This window comes from Blautia sp. An249 (assembly GCF_002159835.1).
GTDB lineage: Bacteria > Bacillota > Clostridia > Lachnospirales > Lachnospiraceae > Blautia_A > Blautia_A avistercoris.
Window position 1 is genome coordinate 148,799 of sequence record NZ_NFJL01000005.1, and the last position, 23,454, is coordinate 172,252.

Sequence of the window (23,454 nt, forward strand, 5' to 3'; positions counted from 1 at the left end):
TCTAAAATGTTAAATCTAAAATTTCAGTTTAATTAAAAACACCCCTCCTTCCCCCTGTTCCTTTCTTACCTTGTTAATTATATCTTTTTATTTTTACACAAGTTCCTGGTAACTCTCCAGGATTTCCTCTTTTGTTTTACAAATATCTCTTGTAATCCACTGAATGCTGCTTTCCAGTTCTTTAGCCAGCAGAGATTCTATCAGTTTAATATGTACCGTAATCTCCTCCTGGAAACATTCCCATCCGAAATTTTTCAATTTGTGGAATACGTGCAACTTTCGGATTCGTTTTGTTAAATCCATCAGATTCATAATCTCAGTCCCGATTATCCGGGGACATGCGTTGATTAAGTATTCATGGAACTCAATTTCAATAACAAAGAAACTTTTCACCAGTTCCCGTACCTGAATATCGTTTTCTACATGAGAAATATTTAAAAGCGTCTCAAATTTATCCCGGAATTCCTGCAGTTGTTCCTGACTTAATTCCCCTATTACTTTCCGGATGATTTCACATTCCAGCACCTGCCGGAAATCAAAAATATACTCCACTTCCTTTTGCGTCAGTTCCCGCACATAACTTCCGCTGCGGGGGTGGATAACTACATATCCGTCCTTTTGCAGAGATTTAAGGGCGTTGGTTACCGGTGTCCTGCTCACACCCATGGATGCGCTCAGATAATCAATATCTAATTTTTCGTTTGGTTTTAACTCATTATCAATAATTTTTTCTTTAATCTCTTTATAAATCAATTCATTCAGACTATTATATTTTACTTTTTGAAACATTTTCATCCTCTTTCTTAAAATCTAAAATTTCAGATTATATGGTTATAGTAGTTTATTTTTTCTGTTTTGTCAATGTAATAGTAAAAAAAGCTATGTTTTCTCTTTTTTCTAAAAATATTCTCACGAATATTTGTCAAAATTAAATAAAAATTTCACGGAAAACTTGTTCCGAAAATATTTTCATGGTTGTTTTATTTCTTCTTTCCATTAAAATGAAGATATAAATCGGGAATGGTTTTCCGTTTCCAGGTCTTTAGAAAGTGAGGAAACTATGAATTCAACAAAAATCTATATTATACGTCATGGGGAAACCCGATTAAATGCAGAAGGACGCCTTCAGGGGCATACCGATATTCCGCTGAATGAAAATGGAAAAAAGCTGGCTGAGATTACCGGAGAGGGCCTCCGGTCAATTCCTTTTGATTGCATCATTTCCAGCCCCCTTAGTCGTGCCGTGGAAACTGCACAGATTGTAACCGCTCCTTCTTCCCGGTTGTCGCAGAGAACAATTCCCATAGTGAAAGATCCCCGTCTAATGGAAATTTCCTGGGGGCGCTGGGATGAGCTGATCTGTACCAGAGACAATTTTGAAGTTCCCTGCAAAGATTTTACCAAATTTTATACAGATCCGCTGCATTTTCCTGCTGCCCCAGAGGGAGAAAGCGTTGCAGATGTCTGTAAACGGGTGGCCAATTTCTGGGATGAGTTTACCCTTTCTCCCTCTTATCAAAACAAAACCATTTTAATTTCCGCACACGGGTGTTCTGTAAGGGCCCTTCTCTATTATATTGATGGGTCCGTCAATGACTTCTGGAGAGGCGGCGTTCCTCAGAATTGTTCCGTCAGCCTGGTAGAAATAACGGATTCAAAGCCTGTCATTCGTTTTACAGATCAGATTTATTACGATCCGTCTTTGTGCGCTAATCTTTATAAATAATCAAAAACACATGCCGCAAAGTACATTATCATGGCTTGCGGCATGTGTTTTATAAACATAATTTTCAATTGGAACTGTTTCCTTTCAGGAATTCTTCTGCTACTTTCATTGCCTGAATCATATTGGCTCCATCTGCAATCCCCTTTCCGGCAATATCAAAGGCTGTTCCATGATCTACAGACGTCCGGATAATCGGAAGGCCTATCGTACAGTTTACACAATCATTCATCAGATTTAACTTCGCAGCTATATGTCCCTGATCGTGATACATCGCTATGGCTCCGTCATAGACGCCACGCAGAACTTTTCCGAACAGTGTATCTGGTGGAATCGGTCCGGATACATGAATTCCTTTCTTTTTCGCTTCTTCAATTGCCGGAATCGTTTCCTCTATTTCTTCCGTTCCAAACAATCCATTTTCTCCTGCGTGGGGGTTCAAACTGCGACAGCTATTTCAGGTGCTGCCAGACCGGTGCTTTTAAGGGCTTTATCCATCATTTCAATGCAGTCCAGGATTCTCTCTTTTTTCACCCGATTACAGGCCTCTCTGAGAGAACAGTGCGTGGACACATGCATAATCTTTAGAGGTCCGTAAAACATCATTGCATATTTCTTTGTTCCTGTAAGTGTGGCAAAGATTTCCGTATGTCCGTCAAAATTGTGTCCGCCTTTATGAAGGGCTTCTTTATTCAGAGGCGCTGTCACGACTCCTTTGGTCTTTTTGTCCATGGCATCTTTAATAGCTCTTTCTACATACCTATAGGCCGCGTCTCCGCATCTGGGAGACAGCTTTCCAATTTCATACTGATCCATGGTTAATCCCGCAGGATCGATAACATTAACGGCATCCTCCGTATATTCACCCACATCACTTATCTGTTTAAAATTCAAGGATATATCCAATAAGTCTGCATAGTGTTTCATAATATCTATTGCGCCGTACACAATGTACCCTGCTTTGAAAATACTTTTATCTGCAAGCGCCCGTACAATAATTTCCGGTCCCACACCTGCGGGATCTCCCATTGTGATTCCTAAATAATTCATTTTCTACACCTCTCTTATGTAATCCTTTATAAATTTAATTGCCTCTGTCAGTGTATTCTCATCTCCAATAGAACCGCCCTTTACAACACACGGCAGTCCGGGATGATCTCCTCCATCCAGAAGAACCAGCGCAACTGTCGCCAGAACTTCTTTCTGTATCGTTGCTCCGTGCGCGTGATTATGTCTGCTTACACTGATTGCTGTGTCTCCCCCGGTCAGAAAACAACCGCTTACTTTTGCTTCTTTCAAAATCATTGACGATAGTTTTCCTATCATTTCCTGGGTATATTTTGCCACATCTGTACGCTTCATTCCCCTGGATTTTCCTTCCGTAACTGCTGCATGATAGTCCGCCAGTTCCCGGGCCGAGGTAACGATTACATCCTGTCCTGCTTTTAGTTCTGAAATTGCTTTTTCAGCAACCGTCTCCAGATTTCCTCCTTTCAGCAAATCTCCTATATCCATTTTAACCAGACTTGCTCCTTCTGCCAGCGCTTTATTCACTTGCGCCCGTGAGGTATCGCTGATACTTCCGATTAACGACAACACAGGATATTTCGGACGAAAAGCTTTAAAAAGTGCATTTGCCATCCCTGCAGAACCTACCCAGAGAATTTTTTTATCCTTCTGCTTCAATACAAATTCAACCACATTCTCCAAATCCCGCTTATCCAGCACATCAAATGTCAGAAATCTGGATCCGTTCAGATGAAACGATTTATTTCTGACATCCGTCAGTGAAATATGCTGCACGGTTTCTTTCATTTCTTTTTCGATCATGGATTTCAGATTGTCGTCTTTTACAAAGCACAGGGGATCTCGCATAATTTCTGTCTCCATCACCCTTTTTCCTCCAAAATAGAGGATTCCGTCTACTACCGTCCGATCAGAATCTGGATTTGCAGGATTAAATACAATCATATCCGGATGAATTTCTTCTAATTCTGCTTTTAATTCGGATCCAATATTCCCTCTGAGCGTTGAATCAATCTTCTTGTAATAATGTTCAAAGGAATATTTTTTTACATTCTGAAGAATATCCTTTACTTTCTGATAGGCTTCTTCTGCTGATATATTTCTGGATTCCGAATCAATTACATAGGATTTTCCCGGTTCCACATCGCTGGGGTCAAAAACGATATGGGCGTCTATCCCGTTTTTTGTCATCTGAACCCCTGCATCGCTTGCACCGGTAAAATCATCCGCAATCATTAAAATTTTTCCCATTTGTTTACTCCTTACTCTCCAGCGGATATTTGGGACATCCAAATTTCTTTGCCCACCATGCTACAATAAACGGTACAATCAATGCTGACAGCACTGTACACGCTGCAACCTGAACTGTGGCCACTGAAACATAGGGTTCCCAGGCAGTATCCGCAATCGCTATAGCCGCCGGGACGGCTACTGCATTTCCGGCCGTTGTAGCACAAGCCCATCCGGCATAACCCGGACGCCGGCTGATAAGCCGATCACAAAGACAGATAAAGGCTCCTCCCACAAAAATAACAATTGCTGCCAGAATGATTCCGGAAATTCCGCCTTCAACAATACTGCCGAAATTGATTCCCGCCCCCAGGGCAAATCCTACGAAAGGAATTACAGCATTTCCTACCGGCCCGAAAAACTCTGTCATCTTATGATCCAGATTTCCAAGCAGCATACCTGCCAGAATCGGTATTAACGCCGCAAGCAGGCTCATATAAGGTATCTCTGCCTGTCCGGATGCTCCCAGGGCAACCAGTGTCAAAAAAGGGCCGTCATTGATGGCCAGAATAGGCATACACGCACAGTCTTTATCGTCCCCGTACTGCTGCATCAGTGCGTAATAGACAGAACCATTGCTGTTTGTTACTGCACAGATAATAGCCATACTGGAAATCCCCAGAAAACCTGCCGGACCTAAAACCTTTCCGATAATAATTCCAATGGCGGATCCTACTGCAAATTTAGCAAGCAGTAAAACCCCTCCTCGTTTCAGTACTGCCGGCATTTCTCTTATATGGAGCTTCGTTCCCATGCAAAAAAGCAGGATTCCCAGACAGCAAGAGGATCCGGCGCTGGAAAAAGTGGCCGTTGTAATTCCCCCGATTTGCAGAGCTTCCGGAAAAAACGTATTAACAATACACCCCAGGATCAGCGGAACTACCATCATTCCTGCTGGTACCCGATTAAGAAATTTCATAATCATTTTCTACTTCCTCCAAATCTGTAATTTACATACTTCATCTTGAAAATTGCTTTCCTTCCTGGGATTCGTGGCCACATGGTTCAGGAATTTCTGTGTAATTTTAATATACCTCTGATTTTTTATGAGATACAGATTGAAAATTTTTTCAGTGAAGAAAATAGAAGCCCTGCTTTATCTGTCTTTCTTTTCTTTATTCTTCTGATACAGTCGGATTAACTCTGTTCCCAGCTTACTGTCCACAATCAGAACATCAATCAGTCCGGCTATCAGCGCATAATAAACCGTGTGCGCCTTATATCTGCCTGATGCGATTGCTATTTTCTGAGGTATTTTCTTATAAGTCTCAAAATCGATGGAAATGGTCCTCTCTTTCAGATCCGTCTCACACTCCTTCCCGTTTTTGTCAAAGAAACGAAGTGCAATATCCCCCACCACTTCTTTATCTTCCAGTTGTTTTCTGAGTTTTTCCTCTATATAGCTGGGACTGGCCAGTATCGTAGTTACCTCCGGATAAAAGGAGCCGATTCCACAGATAGAAATATCAACTTTATCAAAAATTTTATACATCTGCGCAAATCTTTTCTCTTTCTTTAAAGCAACAACTGTTTCACTGGAACTCATTAATGCATCTGAAAGAAACGCATATTTTTTTCCGGAAAAGGCTTTTGCCAGCCGCTGCACCAGAGTTCTCACATCCCACTCATCTTTGCAGGCCGCCAGACTTCCATGCAAAGTGACAAATGTAGCGTCCACTCTTTGTGCAGGGTTCAGATAATTAATCATTTCATATACCGTACTTCCCCAGGTTATTCCCAGCGTATCCCCCGGGCGAATGATTCTCTGCAAATATCTTGCCGCTTCCAATGCCACCAGTTTCTTATCGGACTCCGGATCTTCATTTTCTCCGTCTTCTTCCGGATAGAAAGAAGACGGGGCAATAATTACATTTTGCAGCTGAAAAGCTTCTTTTAATTCTGCCTCCAGTTCAATACACTCTATATAATTATCGCGGATTACAAATTGTACGATTCTTTCTTCCTTAGCCCTTTTTAACAGTCTGGATACTGTGGTAATTGATATATTTAATTCTTCTGCTATTACATTTTGTGGTTTTTCTTTTATGTAATAAAGATATGCTGCTTTAATGACTAAAAAAGAGGATTGATTGTATTTATCAAAATTCATTGCTGCTCATTCTCCTTTGTGTGATCTTTACATCCGAAACCATTTGTTATTATTAGTATAATGAAATCCAGAAATATTTTCCATTATGAAAATATTTTCAGCATATATTCTCAGGTATTGCAAATATTTTCATAGTTGTGGGGTTCTGTTTCTCTGGTTATAGTAAAGGCACAAAGATACAGACAAACAAATTATGAAAACAAACAGGAGGAATAAAAATGATTGAACAGAACAGATTTTACAGTCCCCTTTTAAACCCGCTTTATGAAGGATGTGACATTGACGATCTCTGCGTGGCAACTTACCTGATTGGCGCCGAGAAAGAAGAAGGAGCTATTTTAAAAGCCGTTAGTATTGGTATCGAGCAGACAACCGGATCCTGGGTGGACGTGCCGGAAGAAACAAATGAAATGCGTCAGTCCTATGCTTCGAAAATTATTGGTGTATACGAAGTACCCCATAATTATGAAAATCAGACCGATGTGAATATAAATGTAGCTCCCGGCGGTATGCGCTTCTATGTAATCCGTATCGGTTACCCTGTTGCAAATATCGAGAATAATATCCCTCTGTTAATTGGATCCATCTGTGGAAATATTATGTCCATGCCTTATTTAAAATTACTGGATATTGATTTCCCGAGAAAATATGTAGAGCCTTTCCAGGGCCCGAAATTCGGTATTCAGGGAATCCGTGATATGCTGCAGGCATATGATCGTCCTATTTTAAACAATATGATTAAGCCCTGTACCGGATATACCCCTGAAGTGGGAACGAAGCTCTTCTTCGAGGCTGCTGCCGGCGGCGTAGACATTATTAAAGACGACGAACTTATCGGCGGCGACCGTTCCTTTAACAAACTTGCCGATCGTGTAAAACTGAATATGGAAGCGGTAGAACGTGCAAAGGAAATCAAGGGAGAAACAACTTTATATGCATGTAATATTACCGATGAGGTATGCCGTCTGAAAGACAATGCAATGACCGTCATTAACAACGGCGGAAACTGTATCATGGTAGATATTCACGGTACCGGATATACCGCTGTAAGAATGTTGGCTGAAGATCCGGAAATTACAGTTCCGATTCTGGCACATTCCTGCTTTAACGGCGCATTTACCTGTTCTCCGAATCAGGGTATCAGCTCTAAGGTAGTAAATAAGTTAGTGCGTATGAGCGGCGCCGATATTTATCTGACTCAGCCTCCGTATGGAAAATTTGATAATACCTTTGATAATTACATTACCAATGTCAATACTTCCAAAGCGAAATTCTACGACTTGAAACCTATGCTTCCCTTTGTTGGCGGTGGAGTTGTTCCTGGTCTTGTGGCTAAATTTATGGATGACTGCGGTCCTGACCTGCTTCTGGGCGTGGGAGCCGGTATTCATGCACATCCAATGGGACCAAGAGCCGGAGCCATTGCTTTCCGTAATGCTATTGACGCAGTTATGAATAACATTCCGTTACGTGAAAAAGCCAAATCCTGCAAGGAACTGGACGCTGCTATTCAGAAATGGGGAATTTACGGAGAGGATCACAGCAAGGATCTCTATGCCATTTAAATCTGCTTATAAAAGTGCCGTCGGAGTTTATATCCGACGGCGCTTTTTGTTGTTATATTGTCTGCACTGCTTTTTCCATCTGCCGTATCTGCTTCATCTGGCGGGATATAAAAATTGTGGTAATTAAAAACGCAATTCCGTCTGCAAACGGCCCTGCAAAGAGAATCCCGTCAATCCCCAGGAAAAGAGGGAGTATCAGAATCAGCGGAATCAGACAGAGCACCTGACGTGTTAAGGACAGGAGCGCACCTTTCATAGGCTTTCCAATGGCTGCGAAAAAGTTGGAGGACAGCATCTGAACTCCATTGATAATTACCATAAACAGGAATATACGCATAAACTTGATGGCAAATTCGTAGTACAGGGCATCGTCCACGCTTCCGAAAACAGCTACAATCTGGCCGGGACATAACTGAAATAACAGGAATCCCACAGCAGAAATCACCAGATCGCAGGTAATGGCAAGTTTATAAATTCCTCTGACCCTTTCATATTGTTTCGCTCCGTAATTAAATCCGATGATGGGCTGGGAGCCCTGGGAAATTCCGATAATTACCGCCAGTAAGATGGCGTTGGTTTTCATTACGATTCCGCAGCTTGCCAGAGGAATTTCACTTCCATAAATGGATTGAGCCCCGTAATATTTCAGGGAATTATTCAGCACAATCTGCACGAAGGTAAGCGCAAGCTGGGTTAAACTGTTGCTCATACCCAGGGATGCAATGATCAGTCCTTCTTTCCATTTAAGACGGAAGTATTCCTTTTTCAGGCGGACATGTTTAAATTTCCGTATGTAATTCAAAGCCATGGCAAAGGATGCAACCTGCCCCAGGACGGTAGCCCAGGCCGCTCCCGCTACTCCCATATCAAATACAAAGATAAAGATGGGATCTAAAATGGTATTGATAAGCGCCCCTGTCAGCATACAGGCCATGGAATATTTGGGACTTCCGTCTGCCCTGGCAAGGTTGCTCATACCGTTCATTACGATTAAAAGAGGCATTCCCACAGCCGTAATTCTGGTATAACTCTCCGCATAAGGGATAACGTCTGCCGTGGCGCCGAAAATATTTAACAGTGGATGAAGAAAAATCTCAATCAGTATAAAATACAAAATACCGGATGCAATCATCATAGCCACTGCTGTTCCAACGGTACGCGCTGCATTTTCCTCTTCTTTTGCCCCGAGCTGCAGGGAGAACTGAGAAGCGCTTCCGATTCCAATTAGCAGGGCGATGGAAAGACATATGGTTGTCAGGGGATAAGATACATTTGTCGCCGCGTTACCCAGATAACCCACTCCCTGTCCGATAAATATCTGATCCACAATATTATAAAGAGAACTAACTAACATGGCCACCACGCTGGGGATGGCATATCCTTTCAGAAGTCTGGAAAGTTTTTCGTATCCCAGTGGATTCGCCTGCTCTACGGTTCTTTCTCCCATGTATTTTCCTCCTCGTTTTCTTTTTGCATGGAAACTGCGGAAAGGGCTATTTTTTTTATTAATCTCTGAAATTCTTCCTGTTCCTCTTCATTAAAATCTCTCAGCAGCCGCTCATTTCCGTATCGGATTATTTCCCGGATTTTAGGATAAGCTTCTTTTGCCTTGTCCGTTGGGTAAAGACGACAGGTTCTCTTATCCGTTTTACTTCTCTGGCGGATTAGAAATCCTTTTTTTCCAAATGAGCAATGGCTCGTGTGACATTGCTGGGATTCTTGTAAAAAAAGCTGAAAAACTGATCCTGTGTAATACCTGGATTTTCGCATATTTTTACCACATACATATGATGGCTGCTATTTAAATGAAATGGAGACAGTTGGTGATCCAGATACATCTTTGCATGTCTGTCTGCAACAGACAGCCACTTAATTAATTCCATATTTTTCCCTCCGGCAGCTTCAATTTCACTTTTTCCGTATAATTATTATACTATTGTCTATTTGCGTCCGCAATAATATTTTTTTCCTATTACCATAAAAGAGGATACTACCTTCTGGTAATATCCTCTCCTGCCGCCTATAAGTAAATATTCATCATATACAGATTCCTGAAGTCAAGTATATTCTTTTCTTCATACTCTACGGTTTCACGCACCACCCCTAATTCCTGCAGGATTGTATGAATTTCTCCATTATCAATCAGACTGGCAAATCCTGCTTCGTAATCTTCCTGGTTTGTCCAGCGCAGGGTCAGTACATTGTTTCCTTCCTGAATCTGTTTCTGGAATGCATTTTTAGCTGCTTCCGTCTGATATCCCTGTAATACATATCCATTGCGAACGTAATAATTGCAGTCTTCCTGGAATTCTCCGGCGTCGTCTCCTTCATATCCTTCCATGTCGCTCAGACGCTCTGCTTTCTCCATATCTTCCGGCATGACTCCAAACCAGTTATTGACGATATAATCCTTCCCCTGTGCATCTTTTTTATCCCGGTCATCCCAGGTCACATCCACATAGAAACTTTTTTTCTGACCGTTTTCTTCAATGGTCACCACATTCCAGGCGTGACTTGACATCATGGAATAGATAGAGCTGTCATTGATCTCTTTCGCCAGTTCAGAAGTATAGCCCACTATGGTGTCGCAGGGAATCTCCAGTTCATTCATGAGATATTCATAGGCCATACAGTACCCGTTGCACACACATTTTCTCAGAACCAGCGCTCCGTACAGATTTCCGTTGTCTTCTTCTTCGTTTTCTTCATAAGTAATCCAGGTAATCAGTTTGTCATGAACCCATTTCGCCTTTTCCCAGTCACTTAAGTTCGCCGGAAGGTCGGATAAAAATTCCTGTGCTGCTTTATCAATTTCTTCCTGTTTTCTCTGAACTTCACTCTCGTCCTGATAACTCAGAGAAAAAGTAATCTCATCTTTGTATTTCTCATCCTGCTCCTCTTTAGTTCCTCCCAGAAAGTTATATCCGGTTCTGATTTCCGCCCAGAACAGCTCCGGTTCTTCCAGCACTGCATTATGTGCAATCTTGCGTACCTGATCCCACACCTGAGAATCCTGATACCATTCCTTATTGACGATCGTTACTTCTTCTTCTCTGTTTTTTACTGCCTTGTGGATTTTCTCTTCGATATCCTTCTGAGGCGTATAGGTGGGATCTCTTTCTTCTTTTTTCATATTAAGAACATCCTCTACCGTATACCCCGTTATAAAATGTGCTCCCAACAGCCCGATAACCGCCGTGCCTGCTAAAAATTTCAAGAATTTTCCTGCTTTCCCCATAATGTCTCTCCTTCTTTTTCATTTGTTTTTATTTCTTTTGTTCTTTTTCATATCATAACAGACCCCGACTGTAAATTTGTTTTTCGTTTATAAAAACTCCCGGGCAGTAAAGAGTTTTTTGGCTGCCCGGGAGTCTTTTATGATTCAGAACTTTTCGTTCTTTTTTTATTTCTCTTCTCCACCATACAGTGTGATGAGTTTCTTCAGGTAATCGTATCTTGCTTTTGCCTGAGCTTCGTTTACAGCAAACAGTTTTTCTGCTTTTTCCGGATTAGAACGTTTCAGAGAGTTGTAACGTACTTCGCCGTCCAGGAATTCCTGGTATCCGGACATATCCGGTTCCTTGCTGTCCAGAGTAAAGGCAGGTTTTCCTTCTTCAGCCAGTGCCGGGTTGAAGCGGAAGTTATGCCAGTATCCGCACTTAACAGCTAATTCTTCTTCTGTCTGTGCTTTGCTCATGCCCTTCTTAATACCATGGTTGATACATGGAGCGTAAGCAATGATCAGAGACGGTCCCGGATATGCTTCTGCTTCTGCCAGAGCTTTTACTGTCTGGTTGAAGTCTGCACCCATAGCGATCTGTGCAACATATACGTAGCCATAGCTCATAGCGATGGAAGCAAGGTCTTTCTTCTTCACATCTTTACCGCCTGCTGCGAACTGAGCGATTGCTCCGGTAGGTGTAGCCTTGGAAGACTGTCCGCCTGTGTTGGAGTAAACTTCAGTATCGAATACCATAATGTTGATGTCTTTTCCGCTGGCAAGTACATGGTCAACACCACCGAATCCGATGTCGTATGCCCATCCGTCACCACCGAATACCCACTGGGATTTCTTGCTTAAGAAATCTTTCTGTTTCAGGATTTCTTTTGCTTTGTCGCATCCGCATGCTTCCAGAGCTGCAACTAATTTGTCAGTTGCTGTGCCGTTGGTTGCGCCGCATCCGTAGGAATCCAACCATTCCTGTCCTGCTGCTTTCACATCTGCGTTCTCTCCGTTTGCTACCAGATCTTCCACTTTCTCTTTCAGACCTTCACGGATTGCATTGTTTGCCAACAGCATACCATAACCGAACTCTGCGTTGTCTTCAAACAGAGAGTTGTCCCATGCAGGTCCTCTGCCTTTTGCATTTACGGTGTATGGTGTGGATGGTGAAGAGTTACCCCAGATAGAGGAGCATCCTGTTGCGTTTGCAATGTACATTCTGTCACCGAATAACTGAGTGATCAGTTTTGCGTAAGGTGTTTCACCACATCCTGCACAAGCGCCTGAGAACTCAAGCAGAGGCTGCTTGAACTGGCTGCCTTTTACAGTTGTTTCTTTGAATTTTGCGATAACGTCTGCTTTTTCTTCCAGTTTCGCAGCGTAATCGAAGTATTTCTGGCAGTCTGCGTTTGCTTCCATGTTCTGCATTACAAGGGCTTTTGCACCTTTCTTTCCTGGGCAGACATTTGCACAGGAACCGCAGCCTGTACAGTCGTAAGCAGAAACTACCATAGCGAATTTATATTCTTTCATACCGGTCATCGGCAGAGTAGCCAGTCCTTCCGGAGCTGCAGCAGCTTCTTCTTCGGTTAAGGCAACCGGACGGATAACTGCGTGCGGACATACGTAAGAACAACGGTTACACTGGATACAGTTTTCTGGCTGCCATACCGGAATATCTACAGCAATACCACGTTTTTCATATGCGGAAGAACCGGATGGAGTAGTACCGTCTACATAATCTTTGAAAGCAGATACCGGAAGTGAATTACCTTCCTGAGCGCTTACTTTTGCCTGTACGTTGTTTACAAAGTCAATAACTTCCTGACGTCCTTCTTCTGCATGGGTTAATGCAAGGCCTTCGTCCTGTGCATCTTTCCAGCTTTCCGGAACCTGAATTTCCACGATCTGTTTTGCACCGGCGTCGATTGCATCGTAGTTCATCTGTACGATCTTATCGCCTTTTCTTCCGTAAGTAGCTTTGGCAGCGGCTTTCATCAGGTCGATTGCCTGCTCTTCCGGAATGATGTTTGCCAGAGTAAAGAATGCAGACTGAAGTACGGTGTTGATACGTCCGCCCAGACCGATTTCTTTACCAATCTTGATACCGTCGATTACATAGAATTTAATGTTGTGGTTAGCGATAAATGCTTTTACCTGTCCCGGAAGATGTTTTTCCAGACCTTCCATATCCCATGGGCAGTTCAGAAGGAATGTACCGCCGTCTACCAGTTCCTGTACCATGTTATATTTATTCACATAAGAAGGATTGTGGCAGGCAACAAAGTTTGCTTTATGGATCAGGTAAGTGGATTTGATCGGTTTCTTACCAAAACGCAGGTGGGACATGGTAACGCCGCCTGATTTTTTGGAGTCATAATCAAAGTATGCCTGTGCATACATATCTGTATTATCACCGATGATCTTGATGGAGTTTTTGTTAGCGCCTACCGTACCGTCTGCGCCCAGACCCCAGAACTTACAGTTGATGGTTCCTTCCGGTGTAGTTACCAGCGGAGCGCCCAGTTCCAGTGAAAGGTTGGTAACATCATCCACAATACCGATGGTGAATTTTTCTTTTTCTGTGTTTTCGTATACAGCAACAATCTGTGCCGGTGTTGTATCTTTGGAACCTAATCCGTAGCGTCCGGAGAATACAGGAACTGCGTCGAATTTTGTTCCTTTCAGAGCTGCTACAACATCCAGATACAGAGGCTCGCCAAGAGCGCCCGGCTCTTTGGTTCTGTCAAGAACAGAAATCTGTTTTACAGATTCCGGGATTGCGTCTACTAAAGCTTCTGCGCAGAATGGTCTGTACAGACGAACTTTTACAACGCCGACTTTTTTGCCTGCTGCCATCAGGTAATCGATGGTTTCTTCAATCGTATCGTTTACAGAACCCATTGCTACGATTACATGTTCTGCATCTTCTGCTCCATAGTAGTTGAACAGTTTATAGTTTGTACCGATCTTTGCGTTTACTTTGTCCATGTATTCCTGTACCACTGCCGGAAGAGCATCGTAGTATGGGTTACATGCTTCTCTTGCCTGGAAGAAAATATCCGGGTTCTGTGCGGAACCTCTCTGACATGGATGATTCGGATTTAACGCATTGTTGCGGAATTCTTCCACTGCATCCATATCTACCATTTCTTTCAGATCTTCGTAATCCCATGTTTCAATTTTCTGAATTTCATGAGAAGTACGGAATCCGTCGAAGAAATTGATAAACGGAACTTTTCCTTTGATTGCTGCGCAGTGTGCAACCGGAGTTAAGTCCATAACTTCCTGAACGGAAGATTCACACAGAAGCGCGCATCCTGTCTGACGACAGGCCATAACGTCAGAATGATCACCAAAAATAGATAATGCATGGCTTGCCAGCGCACGTGCAGAAACATTGAATACGCCCGGAAGCTGCTCGCCTGCAACTTTATACAGGTTCGGGATCATCAGAAGAAGACCCTGAGATGCTGTGTAAGTGGTGGTCAGAGCGCCTGCTGCCAGAGAGCCGTGTACAGCACCTGCTGCGCCTGCCTCAGACTGCATTTCTGTAACCTGTACTTCCCTTCCAAAGATGTTCTTTCTTCCCTGGGTTGCCCATTCGTCTGTAGCTTCTGCCATTACAGAAGAAGGGGTAATGGGGTAAATTGCAGCTACATCAGAGAATGCGTAGGAAGCATGAGCGGCTGCATGGTTACCATCCATGGTTTTCATCTTTCTTGCCATAGTTTTTTCCTCCTTAAAGGTTTCATGAATTATAATGAAAAATCTTATTTTTAAGGGTCTTTTTCCCCTAAAAGTCCATTGATAATTATAGCATACTATCCAGTAAATGTCCAACGGCTTTCCCGGGTTTTTTATGTATCTATTTTCGTACATTCCTGATATTGAAAAAGACGGCTTTCCCGTAAAAAAAGAAGATGCGCAAACTTCGTCTCTTCGGACACTTCTTTGCCTCATCTTCCTTTTCCTAATCTGTCTCTGTTTCCTCTTCTCCGTCGAGAATCTCTTTTAAGGATTTTTCCGACAGCAGTTTCCATAACTGTTCCTGAATTTTGTACAGTTCCTGATGTACTTTGCACAGACCTCCTTTTGCACTGTGTCTGCTGCAGGAGTATGCCGGATCCAGACATTCCACAATCAGCATATTGGGATCGATGGCCTGATAAATTCCTAAAAGGGTAATCTCTTCCAGGCTCTTATCCAGTGCATATCCCCCGTGTACACCCCGGTATCCGCATACAATTTTCGCCTTCTGCAGTTTTTTCAATATTTTATAAGCAAAAGGGGCTGTTATATCTTCTTTTTCGCATATTTCGCTCACACTCAGCCGCTCTTCTCCGGCCAGCGCCCGAATCACCCGAACTGCATAATCGCATTCCCTCGTAATAAACATGGTATGTCTTACCTTTCTTTCTGATTACTTTAAAATTATACTTGTTTCCTCAAATTTCGTCAAGTTTTCTGACTCTTAAATGATTGGCAAATTTTCCCTTTTTTGACGAATCCGGGGCTTCAGAACTTCTAACTCAGAAAGAAAGCCGGGCTTTTTCCGTGGTTAGCTTTTTCCGTGGTTAGCTTTCTCCCAGGAGCATGACCAGCCCCACTGCTAAAATAATCACACCCAGAATAATCCGCAGCCACTTGTTCACTGCTCCCAGCCGGGGATCTTTCATCATCTGTTCCACATAGCCGTATCCGGTTCCTGCAAGCAAAAGCAAAATACTGTGCCCCACTGCATAACACACCATCAGCAGGATTCCCCAGCCGATTCCTCTGGATACTTCCGCCGCCAGCGCCAGAAGGGCCACCATCACCGGCACTGCGCAGTGAGAAGCAAACAGCCCGCTTAAGGCGCCGGTTAAAAATGCACCGGTATAACCTCTGCGGCTTACTTTTTCTGTCATATGGATATGAGGGATGATATGAATCACCTCCCAGATCTGCAGAGCCATAAGAATCATTAAAATCCCCATGACTGCTTTCCACCAGTGTCCTGCCTCGTGCATCATATGACCGATGACGGAGGCCACCGATCCGAAAACGCCGAAGGTAACTGCCATCCCCAGAGCCATGGCCAGGGACAGACGAAAGGCCTTCTTCGGCGTGGCGGACGTTGCCCCCACATAAGCCAGAATCATTGGAATGGATGCCAGGGAACAGGGGGTGAGAGAGGAAATAATTCCCGCCGCCAGACTTAAAAGAGGAGCCACCCACAGATTCTGACGCATGATTTCTTCTAATATATGAATCCAATCACTCACGATGTTTTTATTCACCCTTTCTTTTTACCGGTTTTTCGTTTTTTACAAAAACCTTTCTGTAAATAGTATCTGTCTTGATGTTATAACATGCTTTCTTCTTCCTGTCAAAAAGATTTCTTCTTCCTCCCTGCAAAATTCCCTTGCAAAATCCCAGAATTCAGGTAAAATGGAAACGACTATAAACTTTATTATTTAGAAGAAAGGCAGTTTGTATATGATTGCAGCAAATAATGTAACCCTGCGCGTTGGAAAAAAGGCCTTGTTTGAAGATGTTAATATTAAATTCACAGAGGGCAACTGTTACGGCCTCATCGGAGCCAACGGCGCTGGCAAATCTACTTTTTTGAAAATTTTATCCGGACAGCTTGAGCCCACCAAGGGAGACGTTACCATCACTCCCGGACAGAGACTTTCTTTCCTTCAGCAGGACCATTTCAAATATGACGACTACCTGGTTCTGGATACCGTGATTATGGGAAACGCCCGCTTATATGAAATCATGAAGGAGAAAGAGGCCATCTATGCCAAAGAAGATTTCACTGACGAGGATGGAATTCGTGCCAGTGAACTGGAAGCTGAGTTTGCAGAGATGAACGGATGGGAAGCCGAATCTGACGCCGCTACTTTATTAAATGGTCTTGGTGTGGAGACGGATCTTCACTATGCGCCTATGAAAGACTTAAACGGAAGTATCAAGGTAAAGGTGCTTCTTGCCCAGGCGCTTTTCGGAAATCCTGATATTCTTCTTCTGGACGAGCCTACCAACCATTTGGATCTTCCGGCGATTGAATGGCTGGAAGAGTTTTTAATTAACTTTGACAACACGGTGATTGTGGTTTCTCACGACCGTTATTTTCTAAATAAGGTATGTACCCAGACCGCCGATATTGACTACGGAAAAATCCAGTTATATGCCGGCAACTACGACTTCTGGTTTGAATCCAGCCAGCTTCTTATCAAACAGATGAAAGAGGCCAATAAGAAGAAAGAAGAAAAAATCAAGGAACTTCAGGAATTCATCTCCCGGTTCAGCGCCAACGCGTCCAAATCCAGACAGGCCACTTCCCGTAAGCGCGCCCTGGAGAAAATCCAGTTGGATGAAATGCGTCCTTCCAGTCGTAAATATCCTTATATCGATTTCCGTCCCAACCGGGAAATCGGAAATGAGGTATTAATGGTAGAAGGTCTTTCCAAGACCATCGACGGAGAGAAAGTACTGGATAATATCACTTTCACTCTGGGCCATGACGATAAGGTTGCCTTTGTGGGGGCAAACGAGCTTGCCAAGACCACTTTCTTTAAGATTCTGATGGGTGAGATGGAACCGGATGAGGGGACCTATAAATGGGGCGTTACCACTTCCCAGGCTTATTTCCCCAAAGACAGCACCCAGGAATTTGATAACGATCTGACCATTGCAGACTGGCTGACCCAGTATTCTGAGATTAAGGATGCCACCTATGTAAGAGGCTTCCTGGGACGTATGCTTTTCGCCGGAGAAGACGGTGTGAAGAAGGTGCGGGTTTTATCCGGAGGAGAGAAGGTGCGCTGCCTGTTATCTAAAATGATGATCTCAGGAGCCAACTGCTTAATCCTGGACGAACCTACTAACCATCTGGATATGGAGGCGATTACCGCCCTGAATAACGGATTAATTAAATTCCCGGGCGTCCTTTTATTCGCTTCCCATGATCATCAGTTTGTACAGACAACTGCCAACCGGATTATGGAAATCCTTCCCAACGGAACTCTGGTAGACAAGATTACCACCTACGACGAATATCTGGCCAGTGATGAAATGGCTAAGAAACGTCATGTGTATACGATGTCTGAGGAAGATAATTAAGAACCATGGAATATACAGAAACTTATCAGTCCTATTGTCCCAAACACAATACCCGGGTGGTTCATACGGTGATATTTAAAAAAAGAACCTGTTCCCGGATTCAGGAAACCGTTCTGCATTTTACCTGCAGCCAGGACTCCCGCTGCAAGGAATGCCAGAAAGACTATCCCTGAGATTATGAAAACGGCCTTAACAAAATTTTCTCTGTTAAGGCCGTTCTTTATTTGGCTGTAATGTCTCCGGTCTTTCCCCGGGTGACTTTTAGGAGTCCTTCCACAGGTACTTTTAAGGTCAGTCCCAGTCTTCCTCCGCTGACATAAATTTCACTGAAATTTTCTGCGGATTGATCGAACACCGTCTGATAGTTCTTTTTCATTCCTATGGGACTGCATCCGCCCCGGATATAGCCGGTGATTTTATTGATGTCTTTCACAGGAATCATATCCACTGTCTTTTCTCCCACTGCTTTCGCCGCCGCTTTCCGATCCACTTCTTTTTCAATGGGAACTACAAAGACATAATAGTTTCCGCTTTTTCCTTCCATCACCAGAGTTTTAAAGGACTGCTCTTTGGGCGCTCCTGTCTTCTCTGCCGTATGTATCCCGTCAATAAATTCATCGCACTCATAGACGATGGCTTCGTAGGGGACTTTCTGTCGTTCCAGAATCCGCATGGCATTACTTTTTGCTTCTTTGCTCATTGTAGGTCACCTTCTTTCTCTCTGTCTCTGGCTCCTCTTCCTCCTCGTCTTCCTTTTCCCGGTTTGTGGCTGCCTGCACCAGTATGCCTAAAACTGCCGTCCCGATTCCAATCAGAAGTCCATAGGGCATCTCTTCCAGCTGAACCAGATGGGCGCCCGCAATTCCGGCAAAAGCGCCGCCCTGTATGGCTGTTCCTGCTATAATAATAGGTTTTGCAAAATGAACGCCCAGAATCCCCAGGCCCACTCCCGCCAGAATACACAGGAAAAATGTTAATGAAGTTGTAGGATGGACGGCGTAAATGGTTAAAGCCCATCCGATTCCGGCACAGAGAATGAAGATCCCGGCCTTATAGATAAAAAAGGCAAGGGCAGCCAGCAAAAGGGCAGCCGCCAGAGCAATTCCCAATATGGCTGTTTTACTCAGATTCATTGTATGAGCCCCCATGGCTCCTGCCACTGCGCCTGTTGCAAAGCCTACCAGCATCACCCAGAAACGAAGCAGGCGGTATCCCAGAAAGCAGTTTAAAAGTCCTATCACCAGAACCATCAGAAAGAAAATCTGGGACAGACGGGTCAGTTCTTCCATCCCCTTTACCTGATCCATGAGTTCACCAATTCTTATAATAAATTCCATCTTCTCTCCACTCCCGTCTAAAACTTCAAATAAATGGTCTTCAGATTATCCATGAAGCCATAATAGTACTGTACCTGCCCCAGACCGTTTATGTTCATGTAATACTGGGCAATCTCCTCTACCTGCCCCTGATCCAGCAGGGCGCTTTTTGCCTGCTGGTATCCCTCTTCATCTGTATACTTAAAGCGGATAAGCGAATTTCCTCCGTCCAGGATACTGCAGGCAAATCCGTAAACCTGATCCCAGTCATAACCGGTAAAACAGCTTCCGTTTCTCACATAAAAGTTTTCATCCACAGATGTACAGGATGGGACGGAAAATTCGCCGTCGTTCTGATAAGAAACTTCGTATTCCCATGGAAACGGGCAGAGATAATCATACAGAATGGTTTCCTGACTCATCTGCTCGGCGTTTCCTTCCATAAACTCCGGCTGATCTCCGTTGGTTGCATCTACATAATAATACATACCATCCATATTTACAATGTTCCAGGCATGGCCTTCTTCTGTCCCTTCGGCGTCTCCCGACACATAGATGCATTCTGCTCCCAGACGTTCCAGAAGGTACTGGACGGCGGCGGCGTAGCCTGCGCAGACCGCTTTCCCGTCTCCGAAAGCCCCCGCAAGGCTCTGATCGTTTTCGCCGGCCTGGTATTCCACATGATTAATTACATACTCATATACAATCCGCGCCTGGTTATAGACATCCTGTCCTGAAGCAGCCTGCGCCACTTCCTGATAGGCGCTTTCCATCTGCGCCTGAACGCTCTGCGCTTCTTCAGGCGTGCCTGTATACCCCGGCTGAAAGACTGTATACGTATCGTAAATCGTCTTATAAGTCAGCTCCCGGTTCCGAATCCAGAACAGTTCCGGATGATCCAACATCATTGCATGATAGGCCCGGTCAATGCCATCGCTGTCTGCTGTGGAAAGATAAATATCTGTTTCCCAGTTTTTTGTCCCCTCCAGAATCTCCCGGTAGGTTCTCTGCTCCTCCTGAGAAAGCTGCCGGAAATAATACTCCAGATGCTCTCCGTCCGAAGCTGCCACTTCCTGTTCTCTTAACCTCTGGACTTCCTCCGGCTCTGAGGATACCGTTTCCGGTACATGATCCAGGAGCATTTCCGCCTTTTCTTTCAGATTTTCTTCTTTCAGACATCCACTGCACAGCAGGATTCCCAGAAGCATAACTGCGAAGGCCAGAAGTCTCTTTTGCGGTTTCCCTGTTCTTTTTTTCATATTTGTAACTCCTCAATTCTTCTGAGAATTTCTCTTCGGTTCTCCCGGTATAAAAGCTCCCGGTTATACTGTTCATACCGTTTGCAGGAATACTCACTTAAAAACTGCAGGGAGTAGAATCCGGTATTTAGTTCCGTAAGGAAAATCACCATTTCCTGACCCCCTAAAAAAGCGGCTTCCATAAAGTCAAAGGCGTGTTCCAGCGTTTCCCCTGCCTTTCTTTCTGCTTCCAGAGCCTCCTGCTTCTCTTTTGCAAATTCCTCTTTTAACAGAGCAAATGCAGCAGCCCCGTCAGTAACTGCCTCTTTTTTCATTTTCTGAAGGAAGGATTCCAGTCTGCCAGTCACATACAGACAGCAGTGCAGTTCCTTTCTGCTTAAAAGCTCTGCCTTTTTCTGCCTTTCCCACCGGGCCTGGTATTCAGAAATCACCGTTTCCATAAATTCCACAGGCGGTTCCTTCCCCTCTCCTAAAAGAACCTCTTTGCAGGAAAGAAGAATCGGGTACAAAACTTTTAGCTGTTCTTTTTTCCTGCAGGATTTTTCAAATTCCCGGCTGCATCCTGACAGAATCAGACCGGTTACGCTCAGTCTCTCATCAAAGGCAGCATGGGAAAGTTTCTTTAACAGAATTTCTTCTGTTTTTCCTTCCAGAACAGCTTCTATCTGATAGTCTGCCTGATATTTTTCATATAATTCCAGATAGTTTGCAAAGTCCCTGGCAATTTTGGGATATTGAAGATATTGGACGATAACTTCCCGATCTGCTTTTTTCTGTATTTTTTCGTAGACCTGAAGAAGCCTGGATAAATCTTCCCAGCCTCTGGGAGTAACAAACCGTTTCCCGTCCACGGTACTTTCCATCTTATAAAAGCTGGCCGGCCGCAGATTCAAATACGACAGAACTGCCGGATGGATTCCTTCTTTATAGGCATATTCCTTCCAGGCGGCAAAATCCGGCTCCACCTGGATTTTCTTTACACGGTCCATGGTAACCACATCGAACTCCCGGACAGAACGGTTGTACTCCGGAGGATTTCCCGCCGCCACAATCAGCCAGCCCTGGGGAATCTGATGGCTTCCAAAGGTCTTATACTGGAGAAACTGAAGCATGGCCGGGGCCAGTGTCTCAGATACACAGTTAATTTCATCTATGAAAAGAATTCCCTCTTTCATACCGCTGTCCTCTATTTTATCGTAAACTGCGGCCACAATTTCACTCATAGTATATTCGGTCACCTTATGAGGAACCCTGTTGTATTCTTTTTCCGATATAAACGGAAGTCCGATGGCGCTCTGTCTGGTATGGTGGGTAATGGTATAGGATACCAGCCCTATTCTGCATTCTTTGGAAATCTGTTCCATAATCTGGGTTTTTCCGATTCCGGGAGCCCCCAGAAGGAAAATCGGACGCTGATGGACGGGGAGAATTTCGTATTCTCCAAACTCATTTTTCAGTAAATAGGCTTCTATGGTGTTTTTAATCTCTTCTTTCGCCCGTTTAATATTCATTTCCCTTTATTCCTTCCTCATCTATAATCAGTTTTATGGCCCAGGGAGGCACATCTATGTCCTGGTAGTCGCTTTTCATAAATATAAAGGCCGTCTCATAAGACGGCTTTTTCGCCGGGAATGTCCCGTAGCCGTCGGTAAAATAGAGAAGCCCCCGCAGGTGTGACAACTGTCCCCTGGCCCGAAGCTGTTCCACATAGGCAAAGGGCGGTCTGAAATCTGTCCCTCCCAGTCCTGTTACCTGGAACTTCCTGAGATATTCTTCCATCTCATCGAAACTGGTAATTTTTCGATCGCTCTGGATTTTATCATCGCATTGAATGATATGAACCTGAATTTTCCTGTGGAAACTCTGGGTCTGGTTTAATATGGAATAGGTCTCTTCCAGGAATTTCTTTATCAGGCTTTCTTTGCAGGACATGGAGGTATCGATCACAATGACAAACTCCTCCACTTTACGCACTTCACTGGTTTCCAGAGGTTCTATCAAGGGCATATTCCCATATCGCTCCATTCCATAATAGTAATAGATATAGTCGAAGGTGTCCATATCCACCTGCATGACTTCTTTTAAGACTGCAAATTTTCTCAGAAATTCCCGGTAATCGTACCGCTCCCGGTTTTCAGCATGGAGCAGATCTTTCATTGCCTCTCTGCCCTCAGATGCTTCTTTTGAAAACAGTTCCATCTCTGTTTCCATCTTCTCTCTGTTATCCTCCCATTTTTCCCGGTTGGGATTGGGAGTGGGCTTTTCCTCCTGTTTCCCTTCCCATCTGGAGTGATCGTCCACATAGAATTCCCGTTCCCAGTTCTCCCATTCCTCCGTGGAAAAGACTCTTGCCTGAAGCTGCCTGTAAATTCCCTGGGCGGTAACCACCTTTAATTCCTTCTCCAGCCAGCCGTAAATCTGTCTTCTGAGTGAACTTTTTCTCCGATAGATGCAGGAGTCATTCTGCATGTCCAATAAATATTCTGCCGCAATATCGCAGGCCAGATCCCATACCTTTTCTTTTTTTCCTCTTTCATAGATATGGGCAAACAGACAATGAAACAGGCAGTGCAGATAGCCCCGGTTTACCTGGTTTTTCCCTTCCCGGTACAGCCCGGTCAGCCCCTGGGGATGATAATAAAGATTTTCTCCGTCTGTACCCAGAGGATTTATCTGATCATCCCGCACAAACCGCAGACTGCTTAACGCCACATCCAGAAAACGCATTTGTAAATATAGCTGATTTCTGGACTGAATCAGAATCTCTGTGCAGATATGTTCTATTTTCAGTTCCTGTTCCTGCTGCTGCCATATGGGATTCATATTTTC

General features: G+C 43.9%; 19 protein-coding genes and 1 pseudogene. 4 read left to right on the forward strand and 16 right to left on the reverse strand.

The genetic code is table 11. The features are described 5' to 3' along the window. Positions 1 to 93 precede the first annotated feature (93 nt). Positions 94 to 789: a GntR family transcriptional regulator gene (locus B5F53_RS06900; RefSeq protein ID WP_087221720.1), complete on the reverse strand. Its 696-nt coding sequence runs from the start codon at positions 787 to 789 to the stop codon at positions 94 to 96. 271 nt (positions 790 to 1,060) lie between these two features. On the opposite strand from B5F53_RS06900, the gene B5F53_RS06905 reads away from it, so the two are divergent. Continuing rightward, the gene (locus tag B5F53_RS06905) at positions 1,061 to 1,726 is read left to right on the forward strand and encodes a histidine phosphatase family protein (RefSeq protein WP_087221722.1); all 666 of its coding nucleotides are present in this window, start codon (positions 1,061 to 1,063) and stop codon (positions 1,724 to 1,726) included. Positions 1,727 to 1,790: 64 nt separating this feature from the next. Here the strand turns inward: B5F53_RS06905 and pdxA are convergent. The 4 genes and pseudogenes from pdxA to B5F53_RS06925 form a co-directional block, all read right to left on the reverse strand. Next, positions 1,791 to 2,773: pseudogene (pdxA, locus tag B5F53_RS06910) on the reverse strand (4-hydroxythreonine-4-phosphate dehydrogenase PdxA). Positions 2,774 to 2,776: 3 nt separating this feature from the next. Then, complete coding sequence (locus B5F53_RS06915) at positions 2,777 to 4,000, reverse strand: four-carbon acid sugar kinase family protein (protein WP_087221725.1); 1,224 nt, start codon at positions 3,998 to 4,000, stop codon at positions 2,777 to 2,779. 4 nt (positions 4,001 to 4,004) lie between these two features. After that, entirely contained in the window at positions 4,005 to 4,964 is a 960-nt protein-coding gene (locus tag B5F53_RS06920; protein WP_087221727.1) for a 2-keto-3-deoxygluconate permease, read from the reverse strand. Between the two features lie 171 nt (positions 4,965 to 5,135). Beyond that, complete coding sequence (locus tag B5F53_RS06925; protein WP_087221729.1) at positions 5,136 to 6,149, reverse strand: sugar-binding transcriptional regulator; 1,014 nt, start codon at positions 6,147 to 6,149, stop codon at positions 5,136 to 5,138. Between the two features lie 218 nt (positions 6,150 to 6,367). Here B5F53_RS06925 and B5F53_RS06930 point away from each other — a divergent pair, with 218 nt between their 5' ends. Next, positions 6,368 to 7,714, forward strand: a complete 1,347-nt coding sequence (locus B5F53_RS06930) for a RuBisCO large subunit C-terminal-like domain-containing protein (protein WP_087221731.1) — start codon at positions 6,368 to 6,370, stop codon at positions 7,712 to 7,714. Between the two features lie 52 nt (positions 7,715 to 7,766). On the opposite strand, the gene B5F53_RS06935 is transcribed toward B5F53_RS06930, so the two are convergent. From B5F53_RS06935 to B5F53_RS06960, 6 genes are all read right to left on the reverse strand, one after another. Next, positions 7,767 to 9,161: an MATE family efflux transporter gene (locus tag B5F53_RS06935; protein ID WP_087221733.1), complete on the reverse strand. Its 1,395-nt coding sequence runs from the start codon at positions 9,159 to 9,161 to the stop codon at positions 7,767 to 7,769. 217 nt (positions 9,162 to 9,378) lie between these two features. Continuing rightward, positions 9,379 to 9,597: a MarR family transcriptional regulator gene (locus B5F53_RS19625; RefSeq protein WP_140398218.1), complete on the reverse strand. Its 219-nt coding sequence runs from the start codon at positions 9,595 to 9,597 to the stop codon at positions 9,379 to 9,381. Positions 9,598 to 9,734: 137 nt separating this feature from the next. After that, entirely contained in the window at positions 9,735 to 10,952 is a 1,218-nt protein-coding gene (locus tag B5F53_RS06945) for a transglutaminase domain-containing protein (RefSeq protein ID WP_087221737.1), read from the reverse strand. Positions 10,953 to 11,117: 165 nt separating this feature from the next. Then, on the reverse strand, positions 11,118 to 14,666 hold the full coding sequence (nifJ, locus tag B5F53_RS06950) for a pyruvate:ferredoxin (flavodoxin) oxidoreductase (RefSeq protein WP_087221739.1): 3,549 nt from the start codon (positions 14,664 to 14,666) through the stop codon (positions 11,118 to 11,120). A 244-nt stretch (positions 14,667 to 14,910) separates the two neighbouring features. Next, on the reverse strand, positions 14,911 to 15,336 hold the full coding sequence (locus B5F53_RS06955) for an RrF2 family transcriptional regulator (RefSeq protein WP_087221741.1): 426 nt from the start codon (positions 15,334 to 15,336) through the stop codon (positions 14,911 to 14,913). Between the two features lie 178 nt (positions 15,337 to 15,514). Next, positions 15,515 to 16,204, reverse strand: a complete 690-nt coding sequence (locus B5F53_RS06960) for a cytochrome c biogenesis CcdA family protein (RefSeq protein WP_140398219.1) — start codon at positions 16,202 to 16,204, stop codon at positions 15,515 to 15,517. 214 nt (positions 16,205 to 16,418) lie between these two features. On the opposite strand from B5F53_RS06960, the gene B5F53_RS06965 reads away from it, so the two are divergent. Together B5F53_RS06965 and B5F53_RS19825 are read left to right on the forward strand one after the other, a co-directional pair. Then, on the forward strand, positions 16,419 to 18,050 hold the full coding sequence (locus B5F53_RS06965) for an ABC-F family ATP-binding cassette domain-containing protein (RefSeq protein WP_087221745.1): 1,632 nt from the start codon (positions 16,419 to 16,421) through the stop codon (positions 18,048 to 18,050). 5 nt (positions 18,051 to 18,055) lie between these two features. Beyond that, positions 18,056 to 18,223, forward strand: a complete 168-nt coding sequence (locus B5F53_RS19825; RefSeq protein ID WP_162610549.1) for a hypothetical protein — start codon at positions 18,056 to 18,058, stop codon at positions 18,221 to 18,223. A 47-nt stretch (positions 18,224 to 18,270) separates the two neighbouring features. Here the strand turns inward: B5F53_RS19825 and ybaK are convergent, their stop codons facing one another. The 5 genes from ybaK to B5F53_RS06990 are packed head-to-tail and all read right to left on the reverse strand — an operon-like array spanning position 18,271 to position 23,448. Continuing rightward, on the reverse strand, positions 18,271 to 18,750 hold the full coding sequence (gene ybaK / locus B5F53_RS06970) for a Cys-tRNA(Pro) deacylase (protein WP_087221747.1): 480 nt from the start codon (positions 18,748 to 18,750) through the stop codon (positions 18,271 to 18,273). Then, the gene (locus tag B5F53_RS06975; RefSeq protein WP_087221749.1) at positions 18,728 to 19,387 is read right to left on the reverse strand and encodes a TM7S3/TM198-like domain-containing protein; all 660 of its coding nucleotides are present in this window, start codon (positions 19,385 to 19,387) and stop codon (positions 18,728 to 18,730) included. The genes ybaK and B5F53_RS06975 overlap by 23 nt, the downstream gene beginning before the upstream one ends. 17 nt (positions 19,388 to 19,404) lie before the next feature. Then, entirely contained in the window at positions 19,405 to 20,625 is a 1,221-nt protein-coding gene (locus B5F53_RS06980; RefSeq protein WP_087221751.1) for a transglutaminase domain-containing protein, read from the reverse strand. Further along, entirely contained in the window at positions 20,622 to 22,136 is a 1,515-nt protein-coding gene (locus B5F53_RS06985; protein ID WP_087221753.1) for an AAA family ATPase, read from the reverse strand. Before B5F53_RS06985 ends, B5F53_RS06980 begins: the two co-directional genes overlap by 4 nt. After that, positions 22,126 to 23,448, reverse strand: coding sequence for a vWA domain-containing protein (locus tag B5F53_RS06990; protein ID WP_087221755.1), 1,323 nt, complete (start codon positions 23,446 to 23,448; stop codon positions 22,126 to 22,128). Before B5F53_RS06990 ends, B5F53_RS06985 begins: the two co-directional genes overlap by 11 nt. Positions 23,449 to 23,454 lie beyond the last annotated feature (6 nt).